A 24,917-nucleotide genomic window follows, 5' to 3' on the forward strand; every position below is an offset into this window, starting at 1 on the left:
GAAGCAATCGTTGGTGGTAGGTGCCGACCGTTGGTCGGCACTCATTTAGAAACTGTATTTCGTGGTGAATTGCAGGCGGTTGATGTCGCCCTTGCGTCCATCCTCGATCTCACGCACGCCGTACATGTACTCGGCACCGATATCGACCTTGGGCATCGGGGTGTAGAACACGTTGCCGCGGATGCTCTGCACGCTCTTGGTGACCAGCGGGCCCAGGCTGCCGTCGTTGTCGTAGTCGCTGCGCGCATAGATCAGGTTGGTGCGCAGCTTGGGGGTGAAGGCGTGCCGCCAGCCGACGTAGCCGGCCAGTACCCCGGTCGGGTTGAGTTCGTCGCGGGCCACGTCGTAGGCGGTGTCGGCGGTGATGCCCAGGCCGACGTAGCGGGCGATGCCTTCGCCGCCGCTGAGCTGGTAATGCAGGGTGTCGCTGCCGCCCATCACCCACTTGCCGCCCAGGGTCAGGCCGCCGCCGATCTTGTCGATGTTGACGCCGGTGGTCTGGTTGTCGATCTTCAGCTGCCGCACCACGCCGCCCACGCCGAAGGTGCCCCAGTCGCCCTTCCAGCCATAGCGCAGGGTCAGGTCCGGCAGCGCGCCGCGGTCGGAACTGCTGGACGCATTGGTCCATGCGTTCCCGGCAAGCGGGTTGCGGGCGCCGGTGAGCACGGTGGTCTCCGGGTTTTCCAGGGCCACGCTGAAACCGCCCTGGGTGTAGCGGATCTGTGCCTGGCGCACGAACAGCACGCCGTCGGTGGGACCGACGAAATCGGCCGCTTCCGGCAGCGAGGCGGCATCCATGAAGTTGGACCAGGTCTGGCCGGCCAGCCAGTTGTTCCAGTACATGTAAGCGTGGCGCAGGGTCACCCCGTAGGTGTTGGTGGCGGTCTGGTTGCCCAGCGAATTGCCGAAGAAATCCATCTCGAAGAACGCACCGGCCTTGTTGCCGGCATCGCTGACGTTGTCGATGCCCAGGTTGAAGCGCGAGAACTTGGCGTGGGCGTTGTAATCCACATCCGAGCGCTTGCCGCTGCCGCCGGCGCCGGCCACCGGGGTCTGCCCCGGCAGGTACAGCGCGCGGCCGGTGGCGTCGTCGGCAAGCTGGCCGTCGCCGGTCTGGGTGGCCATGAAGTCGGCCTTGATGAAGCCGCCGATCTTGACCGTGGTACCCGGCGCAGCGCCCGGGGTGATGGTGGTGACCTGGATGGGCTGCTTGCCGGCCGGCACCTGCGCGGCCAGCGGCTGCTGGGCCTGCACCGTCTTCACGGCGGTGACGTCGGTCTGCGCCTGGCTGATCTGGGTCTGTTGCTGCTGGCTGGTGGATACCAGCATCTGCACCTGGCGCTCCAGCTCGGCGACGCGTGCTTCTAGCGCCTTCTCTTTGGCGGTGTCGGCCCACGCCACGCCTGGCGCGATCAATGCAACGAACAGGGCGGCCGCCAATGGCCGGCGTGTCGTCTTCAGTAAACGGTGGCTCATGTTGCCCTCTCTCCCGGGTGGCAATGCGAACGCCGCGCTGGGCACGGTCGAGCCGACAGTGCGGCCGATTGACGCATCCCGCTATTGGCCATTGGTCGTACTCGCCCCCGACAGGCGCCACAGGCACCTGGGTAGCTACCGGCCGTTGGCCGGTATGCCTCCACGACCCGCCCCGGGTCACGCCCCCATGCCCGGGATGCCCTCGTTCGGGGCCTGCTGCCCTCCAGCTACGACCATGGTCTATGCACCCAGGCAGCGCGAAGGCGGGTGGATGCGGCAAACTGAGGGGGATGAATCGCGGGTTATGCTGCGATCGCACAACCCAAGTCCTAGTGCAAGTGAGGGTGCCATGGCCGATCTTTACCCCGTCAAGGCGGATTTTTCCGCCAAGGCGCGCATTGACAAGAACACCTACCAGACGCTGTACCGCGAGTCGCTCGAGAACCCGGATGCATTCTGGGGCAAGGCCGCGCAGCGCCTGCAGTGGTTCAAGCAGCCGACCACGATCAAGAACGTCAGCTACGACCTCGATGACTTCCGCATCAAGTGGTTCGAGGACGGCGAGCTCAATGCCAGCGTGAACTGCCTGGACCGCCACCTGCAGCAACGCGGCGACAAGGTGGCGTTGCTGTTCGAGCCCGACAGCCCGGACGCGCCGTCCAAGGGCGTGACCTACCGTGAGCTGCATGAGCGCGTCTGCCGGCTGGGCAATGCGCTGCGCAACCTCGGTGTGGTCAAGGGCGACCGGGTCACCATCTACCTGCCGATGATCGTCGATGCGGCCGTGGCCATGCTCGCCTGCGCGCGCATCGGGGCGGTGCACTCGGTGGTGTTTGGCGGGTTTGCGCCGAACTCGATCGCCGACCGGGTGATCGATTGCGGCAGCAAGCTGATCATCACCGCCGACGAAGGCCTGCGCGGTGGCAAGAAGATCCCGCTCAAGGCCAACGTCGATGCCGCGCTGAAGCTGCCCGGCACCACCACCGTGGAAACGGTGCTGGTGGTGCGCCACACCGGCGGTGCGGTGGACATGCAGGCCCCGCGCGACCGCTGGTTCCATGATGTGGTCGATCCGCAGCCGGCGCAGTGCGAGCCGGAGCGGATGAACGCCGAGGATCCGTTGTTCATCCTGTACACCTCCGGTTCCACCGGCAAGCCCAAGGGCGTGCTGCATACCACCGGCGGTTACCTGCTGTATGCGGCCTACACCCACGAGGCGGTGTTCGACCTGCGCGAAGACGACATCTACTGGTGCACCGCCGACGTCGGCTGGGTCACCGGCCACAGCTACATCGTGTACGGGCCGCTGGCCAACGGCGCCACCTCGCTGATGTTCGAGGGCGTGCCGAACTTCCCCACCACCTCGCGCTTCTGGGAGGTGATCGACAAGCACCAGGTCAGTATCTTCTACACCGCACCGACGGCGATCCGCGCGTTGATGCGCGAAGGCGATGCACCGGTCAAGCGCACCTCGCGCGCGTCGCTGCGCCTGCTCGGCAGCGTCGGCGAGCCGATCAATCCGGAAGCCTGGCGCTGGTACTACGAAGTCATCGGCGACAGCCGCTGCCCGATCGTGGATACCTGGTGGCAGACCGAAACCGGCGGCATCCTGATCTCGCCGCTGCCGGGCGCGGTCGACCTCAAGCCGGGCTCGGCCACCCTGCCGTTCTTCGGCGTGCAGCCGGCGCTGGTCAATGCCGATGGCGAAATCAAGGATGGCGCCACCGAAGGCAACCTGATCATCCGCGATTCGTGGCCGGGCCAGATGCGCAGCGTCTACGGCGACCACCAGCGTTTCATCGACACCTATTTCCGCACCTACCCGGGCAGCTACTTCACCGGCGACGGGTGCCGCCGCGATGACGATGGCTACTACTGGATCACCGGCCGCGTCGATGATGTGATCAACGTCTCCGGCCACCGTATCGGTACCGCCGAGGTGGAAAGCGCGCTGGTTTCGCACCCGAAGGTGGCCGAGGCGGCCGTGGTCGGCTTCCCGCACGACATCAAGGGCCAGGGGATCTATGCCTATGTCACCCTGATCGCCGACGAAACGCCGAGCGAGGAACTGCACAGGGAACTGGTGGCCTGGGTACGCAAGGAGATCGGCCCGATCGCCGCGCCTGACCACCTGCAATGGGCGCCGGGCCTGCCCAAGACCCGCTCGGGCAAGATCATGCGCCGCATCCTGCGCAAGATCGCCGAGAACGCACCGGACCAGCTCGGCGACACCTCGACCCTGGCCGACCCGTCGGTGGTGGCCTCGCTGGTGGAAGAACGAAAAGTGAAATAAAGGCCGCGACAGCGCATGACGCCCGCCATCCTTGGCGGGCGCCCTTCGGGCCGCTGCTGTACAGCGTTGTAAACCGCTCCTGCGATTTACTTTGCGCTGTCGCTCCCACGGTCCGCAAGCGGACCGTGGGCCCCCTCTCACCATCACCCACACCCCGCCGCTGCGCGGCCGCCCCCCTGACTCAGGGGGCTGTCATCTCGATACACTCATTCCGTTACGTCGCGCTACCCCTCCGCAACATGGCCCCCACCATGACAACCCTCCTGATTGCCGATGACCACCCGCTGTTCCGCGAAGCCCTTCGCGGGGCGGTGCAACGGGTCATCCCCGGTGTGCAGCTGTATGAAGCCGACAGCGTGGAAGCGCTGTACCAGCTGGCCGACCAGCACACCGACGCCGACCTGGTGCTGATGGACCTCAACATGCCCGGCGCGCAGGGCTTCAACGCGCTGGTGCACATGCGTGCGCTGCACCCGCAGCTGCCGGTGGTGGTGGTCTCCGCGCGCGAAGAGCCGACCGTGATGCGCCGCGCGCTGGACCATGGCGCGTTCGGCTTCATTCCCAAATCCGCCGATTCGGACACCATCGGCCATGCGCTGGGCACCATCCTCGACGGTGAGACCTGGGCACCGCCGGAGGCGCACACCGTGCCACCGACCGGGCGCGAGGAACGCGAGATCGGCCAGCGCCTGCGCGAACTGACCCCGCAGCAGTTCCGCGTGCTGCAGATGCTCGGCGTCGGCCGCCTCAACAAGCAGATCGCCTACGACCTCAACGTCTCCGAAGCGACCATCAAGGCCCATGTCACCGCGATCCTGCGCAAGCTCGGCGTCACCAACCGCACCCAGGCGGTGCTGATGGCCGGCAAGCTGGCCATCGACGACGAGCAGATCGTGTTGCCGCCGGAAGAGGAGTAGATCCACGCCGCGCGTGGATGATGCGATGCCGGAATGCCGGCGGCATCGTTCAAAGGTCATGCCCTGCCGAACGTTGCAGCGCCATCGGCAGTCGGCTGGGGCGCGACCCTACCGGCACTGCCTTATAGCCGGAGCTATGAATTCCAGCGTTACCTGCGCAATTCGCCGTCAACGCTGCAATCCGCGCACCCGGTGCTAAGCTTCGCGTCCCCTTGGGGAGTAGCCGGATTCCTGCTGAAGGAATCGCCCGCATCAACATGCTCGGCCAGTGCGCCGTGGTGCGGGCAACCATCTTGGTTGGCGAGACCAGCGGTCCGCGTGCGCAACGACAGGTTGGGCGCGTCCGCGGTCCGTTGCCCGCCATCGCCCGACCTGCCGCGTACTCCGATGTCTCTTGTTTCGATCCTGCTGATCGGCTTTGCCATGTCCACCGACGCCTTCGCCGCGGCGATCGGCAAGGGTGCGGCCATGCGCAAGCCCCGCTTCTCCGATGCGCTGCGCGCCGGCCTTATTTTCGGCGTCATCGAAGGCATCACGCCGGTGATCGGCTGGCTGCTCGGCCGCGCCGCCCTGCAGTACGTGGAGGCCTTCGATCACTGGATCGCCTTCGGCCTGCTCGGCGCGCTGGGCGTGCACATGATCATCAACGGCCTCCGCTCCGAGCACGATGCCGACGAGGAAGACAGCAGTAGGCACCACGGTTTCTGGCGGCTGGCGATGACCGGCCTGGCCACCAGCATCGATGCGATGGCGGTAGGTATCGGCCTGGCCTTCCTCGATGTGAACATCGGCGTGGTGGCCCTGGTGATCGGCTTGTGCACGCTGACCATGGTCACCTGCGGGATCATGCTCGGCCGGGTACTGGGCAACATGGCCGGCAGGCGCGCGGAGATCGTCGGCGGCGTGATCCTGATCATCATCGGCGCCACCATCCTGTACGAACACCTCAACGGCGCGATGGGCTGACCGCGCGCCGCCATGCCGGCGCGGCTACATGTCGCCGCGGGTGTCGTGGAAGGCGGCCAGGAACGCACGCAGCGATGCCGGCTTGATCGGCTTGGTCAGCAGCCGGTAGCCGCGCTCGCGCGCCATCCGCTTGAGTTCATCGCGGCCGTCGGCGGTCAGCAGCGCGCCCGGGATGGCGCGCCCGGCCTTGTCGCGCAGGGCCACCAGCGTATCCAGGCCATCCAGGCGGTCGTGCAGGTGGTAATCCACCAACATCACGTCCGGGCGTTCGTCCACCTTCTGCAATGCCTGGTCCACGGTGCTGGCGGTGATCACCTCGACCTGCCAGCGCCCCAGCAGCGCGCGCATGCCATCGAGGATCTCCTGGTCGTTGTCCACGCACAGCACGCGCATGCCGGCCAGCGAATCGGTGCGCGACACCGGCGGCGGTGTCGGCGGCGAGCTCGCCGGATCGGGCAACAGGGGCGCCTCCACCCGCGGCAGCATGATCGAGAACATGCTGCCGGTACCGACCCGGCTGCGCGCATTGAGCCGGTGGTCGAGCAGGCGCGAGATGCGCTGGCAGATCGACAGGCCCAGGCCCAGGCCCTGCTCGCCCCAGTCGAACGGCTGCTGGTAGCGATGGAACTCATCGAAGATCTGCTGCATGTGGTGCGCGGGAATGCCCGGGCCGGTATCCCACACCTGCAGCTCGATCTGGTCGCCGCGGTGGCGCACCGCCAGCACGATGCGGCCTTGCCGTGTGTAGCGCAGCGCATTGGCCAGGAAGTTCTGCAGCACCCGGCGCAACAGGCGGCGGTCGCTGCGCACCCAGGCCGGGCGCGCCGACAAGTCCATGCGCAGGCCACGTCCGGCGGCCACCGGGGAATACTGCGCGGCCAGTTCGCGCATCAACAGGCTCACGTCGAAATCGCCGATCACCGGGTGCAGCCCGCCGGCGTCCAGCCGCGACACGTCCAGCAAGCCGTCCAGCAGTTCTTCGGCGGCGCGCAGCGAGGCGTCCACGCGTTCGGCCAGGTGGCGCTGCTCTTCGTTGTTGTGGTGGCTGTCGCGCAGCGCCGAGGCGAACAGCCGCGCGGCGTTCAGCGGCTGCAGCACGTCATGGCTGATCGCGGCCAGGAACCGCGTCTTGGACTGCTGCGCGGCCTCGGCCGCATGCGAGCGTTCGGCCACGCGCTGTTCCAGGGTTTCATTGGCTTCCAGCAGGGCCTTCTCGGCGTGCTTGTAGTCGGTGATGTCGTTGTAGCTGGTGACATAGCCGCCGCCGGGCAGCGCCTGGCCGCGCATCTCGATCACCTTGCCATCGCTGCGGGTGCGCTCGAAGACATGCGGCGAACCGGCGCGCATATAGCCGATGCGGCGGTTGATCTGCACCTCGATCTCGCCCTCGCCCAGCTCGCCGCGCTCGGCGTTGTAGCGGATCAGGTCGGCCACCGGGCGGCCCACGTAGAGCATGCCGTCGGGGTAGCCGAACATCTGCTGGTAGCGGCGGTTCCAGGCGGTCAGGCGCATGTCCGGATCGACCACGCTGACCCCGGCGCTGATGTTCTCCAGCGTGGTGGACAGGATTTCGCGGTTGAAACGCAGTTCCTGGCCGGCCTCGTCGAGCACCGCCACCACTTCGCCCAGGTCCATGCCCGAGCCGCGCAGCAGGCTGGTCAGCAGCAACCGCGCCGAGGCAGCGCCGATCGAGGCGGCCAGCAGGCGTTCGGTGAACTGCACCCAGGCGCGGTCGGCCGGGGCGGAGGCCTGCAGTTCGCGGCCCATCGACTGGGCCTGTTCGAGGAACGAACGCCGCGCATGGCGGTCGCCGACCACCCGCGAGGCCAGTGCCAACAGGTCCTCGACATGCACATGGCCCGGCCAGGCACCGACCACCGACGGCCGCTGCGCATACGGGTCCAGGAACGGCGCGGCGCGCAGCCGCTCGTCCACGCCCGGGCGCCAGCGCACCGACACCAGCACCATCGCGGCCACGTTGACCAGCAATGACCAGAACGTACCGTGGGTGAGCGGATCCCAGCCGCTCATCCCGAACAGGTGCTGCGGCTGCAGCCAGGCGATGCCGAACGGGCCCTGCAGCCATGCCGGGTCCATCCAGCCGGCATGGGTCAGCGCGGGCAGCAACAAGGTATAGGCCCAGGTGGCGAAGCCGAGCAGCATGCCGACCTCCACGCCCTTGCGGCTGGCCCCGCGCCAGTACAGGCCGCCGATCAGCCCGGGCGCGAACTGCGCCACCGCGGCGAATGCCATCAACCCGTAGGAAGCCAGCGTGCTGTCGTTGCTGCTGCCGCGGTAGTAGCTGTAGGCCAGCAGCGCCAGCAGCAGGATCGCCGTGCGCCGGATCCACAGCACCCGCGAGGCGACATCGGCCGCTTCCTGGTGGTCGCCGCTGCGGCGCAGCAGCACCGGCATCACCAGGTCGTTGCTGACCATGGTGGCCAGTGCGATGGAGGCCACGATGACCATGCCGGTGGCCGCCGAGAAGCCGCCCACGTAGGCCACCAGCGCCAGGAACTTGCGCCCTTCGGCCAGCGGCAGGGCCAGCACCATGCTGTCATCGGCGACGCTGCCGCCGGTGCCGAACAGGGTCACCCCGGCGGTGGCGATGGGAATCACCATTGCCGAAATGATCACCAGGTAGGCGCCGAACATCCAGCGCGCGCGACGCACATCGCGTACGTCGCCACATTCCACCACCGCCACGTGGAACTGGCGCGGCAGGCAGATGATGGCCAGGAAACTGAGCAGCGTCTGCGAGATGAAGCCCACCGGCGGCAACCCGGCAAACAGCGTATGCGCCGATTGCAGCACCCGGTCGGTACGGTCGTTGAGCCACAGGTAGGCGAACAGGCCCAGCGCCACCATCGCGATCAGCTTGATCAGCGATTCCAGTGCGATCGCCAGCATCATGCCGTGGTGGTGCTCGGTGGCATCCACCTGGCGGGTGCCGAACAGCGTGGCGAACAACGCCATCAGCAGCGCCACGTACAACGCCGGGTCGGTGAAGAAACCGGTGGGGCCCACGTTGCCGGTCAGCACCTGCAGGCTCATCGCCACCGCTTTGTACTGCAGCGCCAGGTACGGCACGATGCCGATCAGCGCGATCACCGCCACCAGCGCGGCCAACCGGCGCGAGCGGCCGAACCGCGAGGAAATGAAGTCGGCGATGGACACCACGTTCTGGCTGCGTGCGATCAGCGCCAGGCGTTCGATGATGCGCCAGCCGAACAACCACAGCAGCAGCGGGCCCAGGTAGATCGGCAGGTAGCCGATGCCATGCCGCACCGCGGTGCCGACCGCCCCGTAGAAGGTCCACGACGAGCAGTACACCGCCAGGGCCAGGCTGTAGACCACCGGGCGCAGCCAGGGCCGGTCGGGGTACATCGGCCGTCGGTCTCCCCACCATGCCACGCCGAACAACAGCGCGGCATAGGCCACCGATACCAACAGCAGGATCCAGCTGGAGACCACGTGGCGTGTTTCCCTGAAAGCAGCAGGCAGGGTAGGTCACCACCGTTGCCGGTGACAATGGCCGGTGCGGCCGCTGCCACCTACTCCAGCGCAAGGGCCGGCAAACGGATCTCGACACAGGTGCCGTGGCCCCTGCGGCTCTCCACCTGGATCCGGCCGCCGGCCGCGGCCACCAGGCTGGCGCTTACCGCCAGGCCCAGGCCGGTGCCCTGCCCGACCGGCTTGGTGGTGAAGAACGGCTCCAGGCAGCGCGCGCGCACTTCCTCGCTCATGCCCTGCCCGGTATCGCGGGCGCGGATGGCCAATTCGCCCACCCCCGGCACCACCGCCAGTTCCAGTTCGAAACTGCCACCGTCGGGCATGGCCTGGCTGGCGTTGACGGCCAGGCTGAGCAGGATCGACTCCAGCTGCGCCGGATCGAAATGGATGCGGCAACGTACCTGGCCGGTATCGACCCGGCACGCGATGCCCGGATCGAACACCTGGCGCAGCATCGGCGCCATCGCCCCGATGGCATCGGCGGCATCCAGCAGCTGTGGGCGGCCGGCCTCCAGCCGGCTGAAGTCCAGCAGGCGGCGGCTGACCGCGCTGGCGCGGCGGGCCGCCGAGTCCACCCCCTGCAGTGCTTCGGCCACGGCGGGCAGATCCTGGCTGCGGCGGGCCTTGGCCACATAGCCGTGGATCAGCCCCAGCAGGTGGTTGAAATCGTGCGCGATGCCGCTGGCCAGGCGGCCGACGTTCTCCATTTTCATCGCGTGCACCAACTGATCGCGCGAACGCTCCTTCTCCTGCATCTCCAGCTGCAGCTGGTCGCGGCTGTGCGCCAGGTCGGCGCCATGCTGCCTGGCCATCTGCAGGCTTTCGCGCAGGCCGGTGACGCTGTGGTGCAGCAGCCAGGCCACCAGCGCGCTGCCGAACACGCACGCGCCCAGCTGGACCACCACCTGCGGCACGCGTTCGCTACGGAACAGGCCGCCGGCCAGATCGACCCAGGCCCCGGCCACCAGCGCAGCGCAGCGCACAGCCACAGCGTGGCCCAACGCAGCGGCCGGGCGCCCAGAAGGGCGGCCACCAGCAGGATCGGCATCACCTGCAGCAGCTGCTGCCGTACCTGTGCGGCCAGGCCCCAGTAGCCGTAGGCCACCGACAGCAGCAGCAACTGCCCGAGCACGAAGGCACCGGCCGCCGCCACGCCCTGGCCACGCCGCTGTACGAGCAGGCAGCCAACGCACAGCAGCAGCTGCAGGCCGGCCAGTACCGGTACCATGCTGTCCACGCCCACGCTTGGCCCCTGCAACAGCCAGAAGGCCATCAGCGGATGGAAACCGGCCAGCAGCAGCCACAGGCCGCGCAGCATGGCATCGGTGCGCCTGCCCAGGCCGCGCGGCGGCACGGCCCGATCCGGTAGGGAGACAGCGGAAGTAACAGGCTCAGGCATGCGCGGCCACTCCAGGCGGGCCGAATACGTCAAGTTGTGTCGATAACGGCGTTATATTAGCCGTCCACGATCCGGCTGCCGCCGGCTGCAGCGCCGCTGCAGTCGTCCTGGGCCAGGCCTGATCGCCGCCAGGACGCCGTTGACCATGCCCAGCTTGCCGCTCGCCCGTCGCAGTCTGTCTGCGCTGCTATGCCTTGCCGCCTGTATCGCCCTGCCGGCACGGGCGCAACACCCTGTCGACAATGCGCCGCTGATGGACCAGGTGCAGCAGTGCCACGCGCTGCTGACCAGCGCACCACAGACCTCACTGCAGATCGCCCGCGCGCTGCTGGCCCGCCCGGCGTTGCCGACGCCGGTGGAGATCGGCGCGACCGGCTGCCTGGGCATCGCGTTGCGCGCGCAGGGCCAGCTGCAACAGACCGCCGGCCTGCCGGCACGGCTGCTGGCCGCCGCCGAGCGCGCCGATGCCAGCACCGAAGACCGGCTGCGCGCCAAATCGATGGCCGCGCACCTGCTGCTGTGGCAGGGGGAGCACGCCCGGGCACTGGCGCTGACCAGTGACGCCCTCGACGAAGCGGTGCGCGCCCGCGATGTGCAAGGCCAGATCAGTGCGCTGATGCAGATCGCGATGATCCGCGGCGATGCCATGGGCGACGCGCAGGGCGCCTTGACCTACCTGCAGAAAGCCGCCGCGCTCAGCCAGCACCTGCGCCGCCCGCCCAACCCGGGCGACCTGCTGATCCACTACAACGTGGGCTACGCGCTGCTGCAGATGCAGCGCCATGAGGAAGCCCTGAGCGCGTTCGCGCGCGCCGAGGCGATCGGTGCGCGGCTCAACGGCCAGGACGTGTTGCTGTACCGGATCGCCAGCCACCGTGCCGAGATCCAGCGCGCGCAGGGCCAGTATGCCGCCGCCGACGCAGGGCTGCGGCGGGCCCTGGCCTGGCAGGAAAAGCAGGACCAGCAGGGCCGGATCGTCACCCTGCAACGGCTGGCCCGGCTGGCATTGGACCGCAACCAGGATGTGCAGGGGCTGGCGCTGGCCGAACAGGCCCAGACCCTGGCCGAGGATGGCCGGTTCAGCGATGAAATCCGCCACGGGCTGGACCTGCTCGGCGATGCGTACACCGTGCTTGGCCACCGCCAACAGGCCCTGCAGGTGGCGCGCCAGGCGCGCGAGATGGACCAGGCGCGCAGCAAGGGCGACACCCTCAACCAGCTGGCCAAGCTGCAGGCCACCGCCGAACGCAGCATCGATCCGGCCCAGGTCAACGCCGAGCAGGACCTGGGCCGCGTGCGGGTGCTGCGCAACAGCGCCGTGGTGGCGCTGCTGGCGGTGCTGGTGATCGCCACCACGCTGGTGCTGCGGCTGCGCCGCCAACGCCGTGAGCTGTCGGCGCTGAACCGCACCGATGCGCTGACCGGCCTGCCCAACCGCAGCGAGGCCGAGCACCGGCTGGCCGACGCCGCCGAACATGCCGGCCCCAAGCGCAGCGCGCTGGTCCTGCTGGAAATCGATGATTTCAAGGCCTTCAACGAACGCCACGGCCAGGCCGCCGGCGATGGCCTGCTGCGCGCGGTGGCGCGCTGCCTGGTGCAGGCGGTGGATCGCCGCGATCTGGTCGCCCGCTGGGGCGGTGCCAGCTTCCTGGTCGCCCGCCACGACACCAACGCCGCCGCCGCGCAGGCACTGGCCAATCACCTGCGCATCAGCATTGAACGGTTGCTGGTGGAAGCCCAGCCCGGCCAGGCCATCACCCTCAGCGCCAGCCTGGGCCTGGCCCCGTTGCCGCTGTTCGACGGCCATCCGGCGCAGCTGGACGACAGCCTGCGCGCGGCCGACCGCGCCCTGCAGAGCGCACGCCGCAGCGGCCACAATGCCTGGGCCAGTCTCTGGGGCGAAACCGCCGGCGCCGACGTGGACCTGTACAGCCTGCTGCACGACCCGGAGCAGGCGATGGCGCAAGGCTGGGTGACCCTGGCCGGCAGCCGGCCGATGCCCTGGGCACCACCGCGCGCCGAGCCGCAGCGGCAGGCCCCGGCCGGGGCCGCGGCCGGCACCGTCAACAAGCACCGGTACTAGGCGGCACCGTTCAGCGCGCCACCTCGAAGCGCACTTCCACCCGGCGATTGGGCAACAGGCATTCCAGCAGCGCCGCACGCGGCCGCACGCCGTCGCACTGCTGCACCTGCTGGGTATCGCCACGGTACTCATAGCGGATCAGCGCCGGATCGATGCCGCGCCCGACCAGCAGTTCACGCACGGTGCGCGCACGCCGCTCGGACAATGCCTGGTTGGCATCGAAGCCACGCCCCTGCATGCGGTCGGCATGCCCGACCAGGGCAATGCCCTGCAGCGGCAACGATTCGGCCGCGATGCTGGCCAGCGCGCGGTCGACGCTTTCCAGCGAATAGGTGCGGATGTCGCGGTAGCCGTCGCGGTCGAACTCGAACAGCACGTTGGCCACCAGCGTGGCCGCCGCAACCGGCGCGGCTGCGCCGACATCGCACTGGCGTGCGGCGGCTTCGGCGTCGTTGACCAGTTCTTCGGCGATCTGGATGTAGGGCTTGGAATGCCGCCACTGCTGCTGGTTGAACTCGTTGCCGGCATGCACCAGTTCGACCTCGCCACAGGCCACCTGCTGCTGCGCGCAGCTGAAGCCGGGGGCCTGGTGCAGCACGCGCAGGCGCTGCCACAGGTCATCGCGCAGGTACTTGGCGTTGTTCACCAGCGGGGTGTCGGTGGGCAGCGGCTGGACGCCCTGCTCCATGCCCACGATCAGCTTCTCCGATTCGCCCAGTGCCTGCTGCGGGAAGTCGCTGCGGTCGTTGCGGCTGTACTCGTGGAAGGACACGTCCAGCCAGCATTGTGCCTTGGCCAGGTGGTAGTCGCGGATCGGGCGGCCGCCATCGTTGAGCGCCTGGATGCGGCCCTGGGTGGCCTCATAGGCCCCCAGGTCGGCATGGATGGCCTGGTCGCTGATGCGCTGCTGCTGCGGATGCAGCCGGGTCTGCTGGGCCGAGGCGGTGCTGGCGAGCAGCAGCGCGGTGGCCAGCAGCGAGGGAGCAAGGCGGGAGATCGGGTGGAAAGTGGTCATCGGGGCATCCTCAGCGTGCCGGGTCGCGGTAGCGGACGGGGTCCGGCCGGAAAAGGTCTTCGTCGAACTTGAAGCGCAGGCGCAGGAACACGCCCTGCTGGGTGTATTCGTAGCCATTGAGGTCGCGGTCGCCACTGAAGCCGGTCCAGTTGTAGCCGGCCGACAACCACAGGTTCTGGCGCAGCAACCGACCTACTTCCACGCCCCAGGCGTACTGGTTGGCCCTGGACTGGCCACGGAAGGTGGAACCGAGCACGCCGATATCCCAGTTTTCGGTGATGTCATACACCACCCGGCCGGACAACAGCACGGCATGGAAGCGGCTGTTGACCCGGGTCCCGTCGCCGTAGGCGAACTGGTCCTGCTGCCACTTGCCGGCGATGCGCCCGGTCAGCCACCACGGCCGCGATGGATGCCAGTCGGCGTGGGTCGACACGATGTGCGCACGCGTGCGCACGTCCTGGCTGCTGCCGTCCACGGGCCGGCCGTCGGACAGGGTCAGCCCGCTTTCGTCGCGTTCCAGCTTGTACTCATAGCGGGCCAGCGCGTTGACCCGGTTGCGGTCGGTATCGCGGTAGGCCACGCCCAGCTGGAAGCGGTCCTGCAGCACGTCCCCGCGTGCGTCGTAGCGGGTGCTGAGCAGGTAGTTGCGGGCCAGCAGGGTCCAGTCGCGGCTGAGCTTGCGGGCCAGCATGGCCTGCACCAGGGTGGTGTTGAACGCCTCGTTGCTGTCGGTATCGGGCACGTCGTCCGAGATCCGGTGTTCGACCCGGACCGCGCCGCGCCACAGCGGGTTGGCGCTGTAGTCCAGCGCCAGCGCCAGGCCGGTGCTGTCGCCGGCGCTGCCGTCGATCACCTTGACGTGCTCGGCCGAACTGCCCAGGCGCAGGCCTTCGGCGATGTCCCAGGTGTTGCGGATGCCCGAGGCGGCCTGCACGTCGCGGCCGCTGATCGAATCGCGCAGCCGGTATTCGCTGAAGGTCTGGGTATCGCGCAGGTAGGTGCTGTCGACACCGAACACCAGCGCATCGGCTTCGCGGTCGGTGGTGGTGATGCCGTAGGCGCTGGTCAGGCCGGTCTGCTTTTCGTAACGCCCATACACCCGGCTGCGCTCGAACACCTGGTAATCCAGGCCGGCAGCCAGGCGCTTGCGGTCTTCGCCGCTGACGCTGCGCTCCACTTCGGCACCGGCGCTGAGCCGGTCGCTGAGGCGGTAACCCAGGCCGATCCGGGCGCTGTCCGATTCCAGTTCGGTGCCCACCGGCAGGTCGCTGGTGAGCGGGCTGCCACTGCTGCTGCCGTTGATCACCATCAGCCCGGTCAGCGGGTCCAGGGCCTGCTGGCCGTAGCCCAGCGCGCCGCCGCCACTGCCACTGGCGAAGCCGCCGGTAAGCCCGCCGGCGTTGCCGAACGGTGCCCCCGACGACCACGGCGAGGTCACCCCGATGGTCTCGCGGATGCTGCGCACGCCCAGGTCCACGGTCAACCGCTCGCTGGCGTTGACCCGTACACCGGCGCCGCCGGCATCGCGCTTGCCGCCGTCGGGATTGCGGTCTTCGCTGCGCAGGCCTTCGACATACAGCTCCAGGCGCGGGCCAACCCGCCAGCCCAGCCGCGCGTTGTACTCGCCACGGCCGCCATACAGCGGCGCGGCCGGGTTGTTGAAGGCCGGGTCGGTGCGCGCGGCGAACAGGCGCGCGTCGAGCCTGGCGCCGTCGTGGGCGAATTCCAGCCGCCAGGCGTCGCCTTCCACTTCACCGCTGACATCCTTCAGGCCCTGCGAGGTGACCTGGTTGATGGTGTTGGTGTTGACCTCGCTGCGGGTCCGGGCGAACTCGGCCACCAGCAGCGTGTTGTCGCCGAAGCGATAGCTGGCATTGGCGCTGCCCATCTTGAATTCGGCATAGGGGTTGCGGTCTTCGACCGCGGCCGCGCCGACTTCAAACCGATCGGTCAACTTGACCTGCGCATCGGCACCGACCACCCAGAACTTTTCGGTGTCCTGGTCCAGTTCGTAGGTGATGCGCAGCGATACCATGTTGAGGTCGCTGTCGAAGGCCGGCAGGAACTGGTTGAGCAGGATGCGCCCGGAGAACGGCTCGAAGCTGTAGTCGACCAGCCGCGCCAGTGCGCGCACCGAGACGATCCGGGTCGGCTGGTTGCGGTCGCGCACCACCACCTCGACCCGCTCGCTGCCTTCCAGCACCGCGTTGTTGCGCAGCGCGTACGGGCCGCTGCCCTGGCTGCGGAACTCCTCGATCACCTGGCGCAGCGAATCCTGGATGGCGAACACATTGCTGCGTACCCGCTCGTTCTCGAAATGCCAGCCCAGCCCGGTGGCGGTGCGGTTGTAGCTGCCCAGGCTGCGCTGCGGCAGGGCGCCACTGCCACCGATGCCGGTGGCGGTGGCCAGGCCGTCGCCGGTCTGGAAATCGCCATACAGCAGGTAGCTGCGCTGGTTGTCGATGCGCACGTACAGGCGCTCGGCCGAGCGCGCATCGAAGCCGCGCAGCGACGAATCGCCGTAGACCGGATAGAACTCCTCCGGCTGGATGTCGCGCAGCAGCCGGCCACGGGTGTCCTTGTCCGAATCGTAGGCGGCGGTCAGCAGGTACTCGCCCTTGATCCGGCCCTTGACGAAGAACGCGGTGCGCGCGGCGGCGTTGGCCTTGCCGCTGTTGAACTGGCGTTCCCAGCGGCGGATGTCGCGGTCGAAGGCGTCGTTGTGCTCCACCGGCGAGATCAGCCCGGCATTGCCGCGACGGCCGAAGTTGACCACCCCTTCGATCAGGCCGGTGGCCAGCAGTTCGCGCATTTCCGGCAGGAAGGCGATGCTGCCCTGCGCGGTTTCAGCGCCGGCGGTGACCCGCAACAGCACGTCCTGCGGGTCGTGCGGGGCGAGCAGGTCGAACTCGGCCACGCCGTCGACCACCTGCAGCTGCACGCCGGGGGTGAGCTTGTCGGCATCCAGCGCGCCAGGGCCCAGTTCGTCGGTACGCGAGCCCGGCAGGCGGATGCGTCCGCCGCTGTTTTCGATGGTGGCCAAGTGGCTGCCGGGCAGCGCACGGCCCTGGCCATCGAGCAGCTGCACGCGCACATGCACCGCGCTCTGGCCATCGGCCGGCACGCCATCGCGGTCCAGTTCGACCACGATCCGGTCCAGCGTGCCCGGCTGCGCGCTGTCCAGCGCGCGTGGCGCCGTCTCGGTACTGGCGGCGCTGCGCGGGTACAGGTTGCTGGCCTGGCCCAGCACCGGGGTGAAGCGACCGGGGCTGCCCACGCTCTGCGCCATCGCCGGCACGGCGGCCAGCGCACAGGCCAACAGACTCAGACGGGGCAGGCGGTACAGCGGCAGGGCGCGGCTCATGGCTGGCCCTCGCTGGCGGCGCCTGCAGCAGGCGGGTTGGCTCTGGGATGCACGATCGGTCTCTGGTTGGCCGAGTCGGTCGCCTGTTGCGGCGCCCGCGCGGGCTTGCTGTCAAAGCGCAGCGGCGCCTGGCCGGCTTCGGTTTCCGGCGCGCGCACCTCGCCCTGGGTGCGGCGGGCCTTGACCTGCTCCAGCACCGGGTTGGCGCAACTGCCTTCGATGAAATCGGCGCGGTGCAATTCGCCGTTCTTGAGATCCAGCAACAGGCTGTCGGCGTCGCCAAGGTTGCGGTTGCTGCTGGTGGTCAGCCGCGCGCCCAGCGGCAGCGTGCCGGCATCCACCTTCAGCGTGTGGCTCTGCGGCGGCAGGCCGCAGTAGCTGTACTTGCCTTCCGAGTCGCTGATCACCCAGGTGCCGTCGGAGAAGTACAGGCGCACCCCGGGGATGCCCACTTCCTCGCGGTCCTGCACGTGGTTGTTGTTGCAGTCCACGAACACCTTGCCAAGCACGCAGGCCTGGTCGGTGAACACGCCACCGGTGACCCGCACGCGGTATTCGGCGCGGTTGGACGGCAGCGCGCCGGGCAGCGGGGTGAGGCTGGCGGTGCTGATGCAGCCACCGTCGAAGCCGCAGCCGAAGGCCTGGGCACGGTTGATGCCATCGCCCTGCTGCGCGCCCACGCCAACCCGCACGCGGTAGGTCAGCACGATCTGGCCGCCGACGCTGATCGGGCCCAGGCTGAAGCCCAGCAGCGGGCCCGGCCTGCCATGCGGGTCGGCCAGCGCGCGGCCGTCGGCGCGGGCGGTGCCGTCGATGTAGGTGAAGCCGCGCGGCAACCGGTCGATCACGTTGAGCGCGCGCAGCGTACTGCCGGCGGTCTGGCGCACGGTGATGGTGTACTGCACGGTGTCGCCGATCTCGGCGGTCTGGCGGTCGCCGCTCTTGCTGATCGCCAGACCGGTAGCCACCGCGGTATCCAGCGGCAGGTGGTTGTGCACGATCGAAGCGGTCGCCGAACCGGCGAACAGGCCCAGGTAGTACTGCGTGGCCGGACCGACCGCGCCGGTCGGTGCACGGGTGTTGGGCTGCACCGCATGGTTGGCGCCGCCACTGCCCACCGGCGACAGCGCGCCGGTCTGCGGCGGAATCAGGCTGGACACGAACTGGTAGCCGCCCGGCGGGGTCACGCTGAGCTGGAACTCGCAACGCGGCGGCGCGGCGGCGCCGAAAGCGAACTGGTAGAAGCCCTCGCTGCCCACCGTCATCGAAATCGCATTGCCCTCGATGCGGTAACCGCCGCTGCCGGCGTTGAGCACGGCGGTGCGCGGATCGTAGCCGGCGCAGACGCCGACCGGTGCCAGGGTCACGATCGACCCGGGCACTGGATCGCGCGAAACCGCGTCATAGACCACCCCGGACGGATCCACCGGCAGGCTCTGCTGCGGCAGATGCTGGCCCGGCTGCAGCACCACTTCCAGCAGGCTGCTGCCGTTGTCGTTGCGCTGGCAGGCACTGCTGCCGGCCCGCGCGATCGCCCCGTCGGCGTCACAGCTGGCCTGGACGCCGGCGATGGTTTCGCGGGTGACCGGGTGCGGCCAGACGATGTTCGAGCGCGGGTCGCGGAAGCGGATGTTCCACTTCACCCCCGGCAGCACGTCGTTGAAACGGTAGCTGCCGTCGGCACCGGTGGGCGTGCTGGCCACGACGTCGCCAGTGGCCGGGTCGATCAGTTCGACGACCCATGCCGGCAGGCGCTGGTCGCCGCCATCGAGCAGCTGATCATCGCTGCCCACGTCGTACCACACGGTGCCGCCGACCGAGGCGCTGAGCTGCACGCGGTTGGGCACCCGGCACGCGTTCTGGGTGATCGCCGGGTCGCACTCGGGCAGCGTGGTGACATCGCCGTCGAAGGCCGCGCGTTCGGTCGGGCTGGGCGCATGCGGGCCATCTTCGCCACCGCCTTCGACCAGCACCGCATTGTGCACGGTGCTGCCATTGGCCGCGCCGGCACCCACCAGCACCTTGACCGTGATCGCATCGGGCAGGGTCGCGCCGGCACCGATCACGGTGCTGGCACGGCAGACGAAGCGGTCTGCACCCACCGCGCCTTGGCACTGCCAGCCGTTGCCGGCCGGCGTGTCCAGCAGGGTCAGGCCGGCCGGCAGGCGGTCGTGCACGTCATAGCCGGCCAGGGTCTGGCGCGGGCCGATGTTGCGCACCTGGATCTGGTATTCGGCCGGGTGGTTGACCGTGAACACCGCCGTGGTGGCGCGCTTGCTGACCACCAGGTCGGGGGTATCGGCCACTTCGCCGAAGTTGTTGTGGATGGACTGCATGCCGGTGCCGAGCACGATCTGGCTGATCGCCGAAGGCACCGTGCTGCGGTCGGTGGCCACGCCCACGGCACTGCCCTGGACGGTGCCCGGGCTGGTGATGCCGTTGGTGGTATAGGCCGGCTGGTCCGGCTCGGTGACCACGTAGCTGCCCGGGCGCAGGTTGGGGAAGCTGTACTGGCCCTGCGCATCGGTGCGGGTAGTGAGGGTGACCGCCTGGCCGGCGTGGTCGGTGCCGGTCAGCACCACCTGCACATCGGCGATGCCGGTTTCGTCGGCGTCGATGCTGCCGTTGTCGTTGTTGTCGTAGTAAACCCGGCCGCTGATCGAGGCGATCGGGATTTCGCCGAAGTTGTAGCTGCTGGCCAGCTCGTTGGCGCCCAGCACGATCGCGCTGATCGCCGAGGGCACGGCCTCCACGCCGGTGGCGGTGCCGCCCTTGTCGCCGGGCACGGTGGTGCCGTTGAGGGTATCGGCCGGCTGGGTCGGTTCGGTCACCACATAGGTGCCCGGCAGCAACCCGACGAAGGCATAGGTGCCGTCGGCGGCGGTGGTGGTGGTCAGGCGCACCGGCTGGCCGTTGCGGTCGGTGCCGGTGAGCACGATCTCCACCCCGCCCAGGCCGGTTTCGGTCGGGCCGATCAGGCCGTCGTTGTCCAGGTCCAGCCAGACCCGGCCGGCGATCGAGCTGCCGTTGGGGTTTTCGCCGAAGTTGAAGTCCACCGCATCCAGCCCGGCGCTCAGATCGATCCGCGACAGGCGGTCGGTGCTGGCCGCATCCGGGCCGCCCGGTGCCGCCACGCCGGTACCGGCCACGCAGTCGCCGGCCGCACAGGCGGCGCCACCGATGGTGCCGGCGGTCACCGCGCCGGGGCGGTTGGTATACGGGCCGGTGGGCAGCGGTTCGCGCACGCTGTACAGCACGTGCGGGTCCAGGTCGCTGAAGCGGTACTGGCCGTTGCTGTCGGTGGTGGTGGTGAACAGCACCGCGCCGCTGCCGGCGTCCAGCAATTCAACCGTGGCGCCGACGATCGCGCTGTCGGAGCCAGGCGTGCGCACGTTGTTGAAGTCCAGGTCCACATACACATGGCCGGACAGGCTGGGGCGACGCACTTCGGGGAAGTTGTAGCGCAGCGCGACCGCACCTTCGCTGCCGATGGTGCCGCCGGGCACGGCCACGGAGGCGCCGAGCAGGGCCACGTACTGGCTGTCCGGGTTGCCGGCGCGGTAGCTGCCGGGATCGAAGCTGGCCGCGGCACTGCCGCTGGCCGGCGGGTCGATGCGGCCGTTGGCGTAGCCGCTCGGCTGGACTTCCAGCACGGTGTAGCCGCTGGCATCGGACGGGGCCAGGTTGTCGAAGCGGTAATCGCCGTTGGCATCGGTGGTGACGGTGCGGTTGACCGGCTGGCCGTAGGCATCGGTACCACTGAGGCGGATCGACACGCCGCCGATGCCGGTTTCGCCCGGCTGCGGGATGCCGCCATTGCCGGGGCTCTGGTCGCTGTCGACGAAGACCTTGCCCGACAGCGACAGGTTGACCACGTCCAGCGGCACGGTGACGGTGTTGTTGGTGGGCGTCTCGTCAACCTGTTCGGTGGTGACCGAGGCCTGGTTGTTCGAGGTACCGCGCGGTGCGGTGCTGCCGGCCGGCAGCTGCGGCCACATCGCCGGCACCAGGATGCGGACCTGGCCGGGCGTGCCGTTGGCGTAGGTGGTATCGCCCACCTCGCAGGTGATCACCCGGTCGAGCACGGCGCAGGTACCGGTGCCGTCGGGCGTGGCGCCGGCGTAGGCCGGGCCCTGCTTCTGCCAGGTGACCGCGCCGGTGACCTGCACGCCGGCCGGCAGCGTATCGACCACCACGGTGCCGGTGCCACGCGCCTGCGAGGCCGCGCTGCGGTCCTTGGACAGGCTCTGGCCCGGGCCATTGTTGATGCCGGTGATGACATACCAGAACGGTTGCTGCACGGTCACGCCGGCCACGCTGGCCGGCAGCGCCGCGTTCGGCGCCGACGGCGGCAGCACGCTGACCATGGTCTTGCTCACCGCCACGTCCGAACGCATGAACACACTGGTGGTTTCGGTGGTGCTGTTGTCGGCGCCGTTGGCATCGCCTGCGGTCAGGTCGCTGCCCTGGCGGGTTTCGGCCGAATGCACCAGCGCGGTATTGCGCAGGGTGTCGCCGCCGCCACCGGGGGCGGTGTCGTAGCGGTAACGCAGGAACAGGTCGCTGTTGGCGCCGGCGGCAACCGTGCCCGGTTCGTCGCTGCCGCTGAAACCGGCCCCGGGCATCAGGCAGTTCAGCACCAGCGCGCTGCTGCCATCGCCGGTGAACGGATTGGTGCCGCTGTCCACGGTGCAGCCGGCGCTGCTGAAGGTGCCGGTCGCCGTCGCCGAGACGCCGATGAAGGTCACCGTGCGCCCGGCCGGCGGCACCATGCTGTCGCGGATGCGGGTGTCGCTGGCCAGCGACGGGCCCTGGTTGGTCACCTGCACGCGGTAGGTGAGGTAGTTCCTGCTCGGGTCCTGCGGATCGAAGCCGAGCGGATCCACGCCACCGGGGAAGCCCTGGTCGTTTTTCTGCACCAGCAGGTCGACCCGGCCTTCGCCGAAGGTCAGCCGCGCGCTCTTGGTGTCGTCGGCGGCGGTGGCCACCAGGTTGTAGTTCCAGTCGCCGTCGGCATCGCTGCCGGTGGCACCACCGGGGAAGCTGAAGGCGGCGACGTTGTCGAACACGCGCCCGGTGTTGCTGGCATTGACGTTGGGACGGATGCTCAGGTTGACCGTGTTGACCGCGCCATTGGCCAATGCCACCGCCGGGCAGCTCAGGGTCAGGCTGCGCGGGTTGGCCGCGTCGGTGTTGCGGTAGGAGATGCCGCCGGCGGTATTGCTGGCGGTGATGCCCGGCTCCATCGCGCTGATCGCGCAGGCCTGGTTGTTGGACGCCAGCCGGGCGCTGACCAGCACAAAGCCGCTGTCGCCGGCTGGCAGGGTGAAGGTATCGGTGAAGACCACCTGCGGGATCGCCGACGGACCCTGGTTGCGGTACTGGATGCGGTAGTCGGCGACCACGCCGGCACGGCCGCTGTTGTCGCCGCTGGTGATCACCTTCTGCTCGGTCTGCATGTTGGCCACGCGGTCCACGCGCAGCCAGTCGGTGGCGTAGTTGTCCGCCCAGTCGGCCTCACCGACCGAACCATTGATCCGGCCGTCCACGCCGACGCCGGCCTGGTTGCAGTGGAAGTGCCCGCTGCCCGGTGCCGTACCGTTGGCCGCGCAGGCACTGTTGGCGGCATTGCCGGCGGTCTTGCCGACGCTGTCGAACAGGAACCCGGGGCTGTTGTCGGCGTTGTGCAGGCGCAGCCGGATCACCGCGCTGGCATTCTGCGCCAGCACCACCGTGCCCGATTCGCAGATCAGGCTGCCGGCATTGATCCGGCACTGGCCGGCCGGCCAGCCGGCCGGTGCGATCACGTCGACCTTGGTGCGGTCGTTGTCCAGGTATCCGGGCAGCGGGTCGTTGACCACCACGCCGGCGGTATCGGCACCGCTGTTGCGCACGGTCAGCAGGTACTCGGCCCAGGTCTCGGTGACGCCGACGACCTTGTCGCCACCGCTCTGGGTACTGGCCAGCTTGGTGATGGACAGGTTGGCCGCATCGTCGGTGGCGCGGATGCCGATGCCGGCGCAGTCGTTGCTGGAAATCTTGTCCAGGTTGATGCCGCTGTCGGTGGTCGGCTCGGCCGACGCCGGGCCGCCGGCCGGGGTCGAGCCCCCGGTGCAGGCGTTGTTGGTCAGCACGCCCGGCGCGCGTGCGCGGGTGGTCATGCTCAGGGTGGCGAACGCATTGGCATCGTTGCTGCCGGCGGCGACCGCTACCGGGTAGGTGCCCACGTAATCGCAGGTCACCACCTGCCGGGTGCCCGGGGTGTAGGCAACCGGCAGCACCGAACAGGTGAACGGCCCGCTGACCCCGATGAATTCCTCACCGTCGGCCAGCACGTCCACGATCTGCGCATTGGCGGTGATCCGCGCCGGCCCGTTGTTCCACAGCCGCAGCGTGGAGGTCATGTTGCTGGCGGCGGTGGTGCCGACCGGCACCACCTCGGTGTTGTTGTTGCTGCCGCGCTTGGCCTTGGACAGGCGCAGGTCGGCACCATCGGCGAGCACGGTCAGCGCGGTGGTGGCGATGTTGTTGTTGGTGCCGTGGCTGGCGTCGTTCGGGTCGGGGGTGGTGGCCGACTGGATCTGCGCGGTGGCCTGGAAGCTGCCCGGGGTGGGCGGTGCGGTGGCCAGGACGCGCAGGATTTCCTTGGCGCCGCTGGGCATCGCGCCGCTGCGGGTGCAGGTGAAGGTGGTGGCGCTGGCGTTGTTGCAGGTCCAGCCGTTGGGCAGGCTGGCCGTGCCGGTGAAGCTGAAGCCGGCCGGCAGTACGCCGCTGACGCTGACCCCGCTGGACGGCTCCGGGCCGAGGTTGTCGGCGGTCAGGGTGAAGGTCACCGGGGCGTCGGTGGCCGCCGGTGCCGGCGTGGCGACCATGCTCACGGTGACATCGGCGCCGGTGGTGATCAGCGTATCGGCGGTGTCCACATCGTTGTCCGGGCGCGGGTCCGGGGTGCCGCCGGCGACCACGCGCGCGGCGTTGGTGACCGAACCGCTGGCCACGTTGGCCTTGGCGCGGAAACTGAAGGTGGCGGTCTGGCCGTTGGTCAGTGCGCCACTGTGGGTGGCGGTGGTGGTGCCGGCATTGAACGTCCAGCCGCTGCCGCTGAAGCTGCCCGGCACCACGCTGAAGCCGGCCGGCAGGGTGTCGATGACGCGGAAGTTGGTCGAGGTGCTCGGCCCCAGGTTGCGCACCGCCAGGGTATAGGTGACTTCGCCGCCGGCGATCACCGTGGCCGGGCTGGCGCTCTTGGTCAGGGCCAGGTCGGCCGCCGCGGTCAGGGTGGTGTTCTGTTCCAGCCGGTTGTTGGACGGGTTGCTGTCGCCGGCGAAGAACGCATCGCTGCTATCCAGGCTGGTGACCGGGGTGGTGGTGGCCGGCAGCGCGGACTGGCTGCCGATCGCCGCAGCTACCTGGGTGGTGCCCGGGGTCACGCCCTGGGTATCGACCATCAGCTTGAAACTGCGGCTGCCGTTGCCGGGGAAGCTGGCATAGCGGCAGACGATGCGGGTGGCGGTCTCGGCGGTACAGTCGCTGGGCAGCTGGTAGCTGCGGGTGCCGGCCGGCAGGTCGAACACCGCCGCGACGCTGCTGGCCGCGCTGCTGTCGCTGTTGGACAGGGTGACGTCGTAGACCACGATCGCACCGACCGGTGCCGGATCGCTGCCGGCATTGCCCGATGCCGAGCCATCGCCAAGCAACCAGCCGCTGGTGGAGTCCGACAGCTGCGACACGCTGAGGTTGGCGGCCAGTGCCGCTGGCGCCAACAGGCAGTTGGCCAGCAACAGCCAGGCGCAGGCGCGCCACGACCGACCCCACGACGATGCGATGCCTGCGACGGCATCCGTCCGAACCTGCTGCTTGTGCACGACTGTTCCCCTGCTGGCGACAA

General features: G+C 69.1%; 10 protein-coding genes. 4 read left to right on the top strand and 6 right to left on the bottom strand.

Annotated features, from left to right (window positions below; translation table 11 throughout):
* Positions 1-45: 45 nt before the first annotated feature.
* On the bottom strand, positions 46-1,476 hold the full coding sequence (locus AC3ITM_RS18815) for a DcaP family trimeric outer membrane transporter (protein WP_489267253.1): 1,431 nt from the start codon (positions 1,474-1,476) through the stop codon (positions 46-48).
* A 349-nt stretch (positions 1,477-1,825) separates the two neighbouring features.
* On the opposite strand from AC3ITM_RS18815, the gene acs reads away from it, so the two are divergent.
* From acs to mntP, 3 genes are all read left to right on the top strand, one after another.
* Positions 1,826-3,769: an acetate--CoA ligase gene (gene acs / locus AC3ITM_RS18820; protein WP_489267254.1), complete on the top strand. Its 1,944-nt coding sequence runs from the start codon at positions 1,826-1,828 to the stop codon at positions 3,767-3,769.
* Between the two features lie 251 nt (positions 3,770-4,020).
* A complete protein-coding gene (locus AC3ITM_RS18825; RefSeq protein WP_228887082.1) occupies positions 4,021-4,686 on the top strand; it encodes a response regulator transcription factor in 666 nt (221 codons plus the stop codon).
* 387 nt (positions 4,687-5,073) lie between these two features.
* Positions 5,074-5,652, top strand: coding sequence for a manganese efflux pump MntP (mntP, locus tag AC3ITM_RS18830; RefSeq protein ID WP_489267257.1), 579 nt, complete (start codon positions 5,074-5,076; stop codon positions 5,650-5,652).
* 24 nt (positions 5,653-5,676) lie between these two features.
* Here mntP and AC3ITM_RS18835 read toward each other — a convergent pair whose 3' ends face one another.
* Together AC3ITM_RS18835 and AC3ITM_RS18840 are read right to left on the bottom strand one after the other, a co-directional pair.
* Positions 5,677-9,126: a hybrid sensor histidine kinase/response regulator gene (locus AC3ITM_RS18835; RefSeq protein ID WP_489267259.1), complete on the bottom strand. Its 3,450-nt coding sequence runs from the start codon at positions 9,124-9,126 to the stop codon at positions 5,677-5,679.
* An 80-nt stretch (positions 9,127-9,206) separates the two neighbouring features.
* Positions 9,207-10,154 (bottom strand): sensor histidine kinase, encoded by a 948-nt coding sequence (locus AC3ITM_RS18840; protein ID WP_489267261.1) that lies wholly within the window; start codon positions 10,152-10,154, stop codon positions 9,207-9,209.
* 663 nt (positions 10,155-10,817) lie between these two features.
* Between AC3ITM_RS18840 and AC3ITM_RS18845 the strand changes: the two genes are divergently transcribed.
* Positions 10,818-12,647: a GGDEF domain-containing protein gene (locus tag AC3ITM_RS18845; protein ID WP_489267263.1), complete on the top strand. Its 1,830-nt coding sequence runs from the start codon at positions 10,818-10,820 to the stop codon at positions 12,645-12,647.
* 10 nt (positions 12,648-12,657) lie between these two features.
* Here the strand turns inward: AC3ITM_RS18845 and AC3ITM_RS18850 are convergent, their stop codons facing one another.
* From AC3ITM_RS18850 to AC3ITM_RS18860, 3 genes are read right to left on the bottom strand one after another with little or no spacing between them, the layout of a single operon-like run.
* Positions 12,658-13,662, bottom strand: coding sequence for an OmpA family protein (locus AC3ITM_RS18850; protein ID WP_489267264.1), 1,005 nt, complete (start codon positions 13,660-13,662; stop codon positions 12,658-12,660).
* Between the two features lie 10 nt (positions 13,663-13,672).
* Entirely contained in the window at positions 13,673-17,029 is a 3,357-nt protein-coding gene (locus tag AC3ITM_RS18855; RefSeq protein ID WP_489267265.1) for a hypothetical protein, read from the bottom strand.
* Positions 17,026-24,810, bottom strand: coding sequence for an SdrD B-like domain-containing protein (locus tag AC3ITM_RS18860; protein ID WP_489267267.1), 7,785 nt, complete (start codon positions 24,808-24,810; stop codon positions 17,026-17,028). Before AC3ITM_RS18860 ends, AC3ITM_RS18855 begins: the two co-directional genes overlap by 4 nt.
* Positions 24,811-24,917: the final 107 nt, after the last annotated feature.

The sequence above is a fragment of the Stenotrophomonas sp. KH_029 genome (assembly GCF_057839765.1).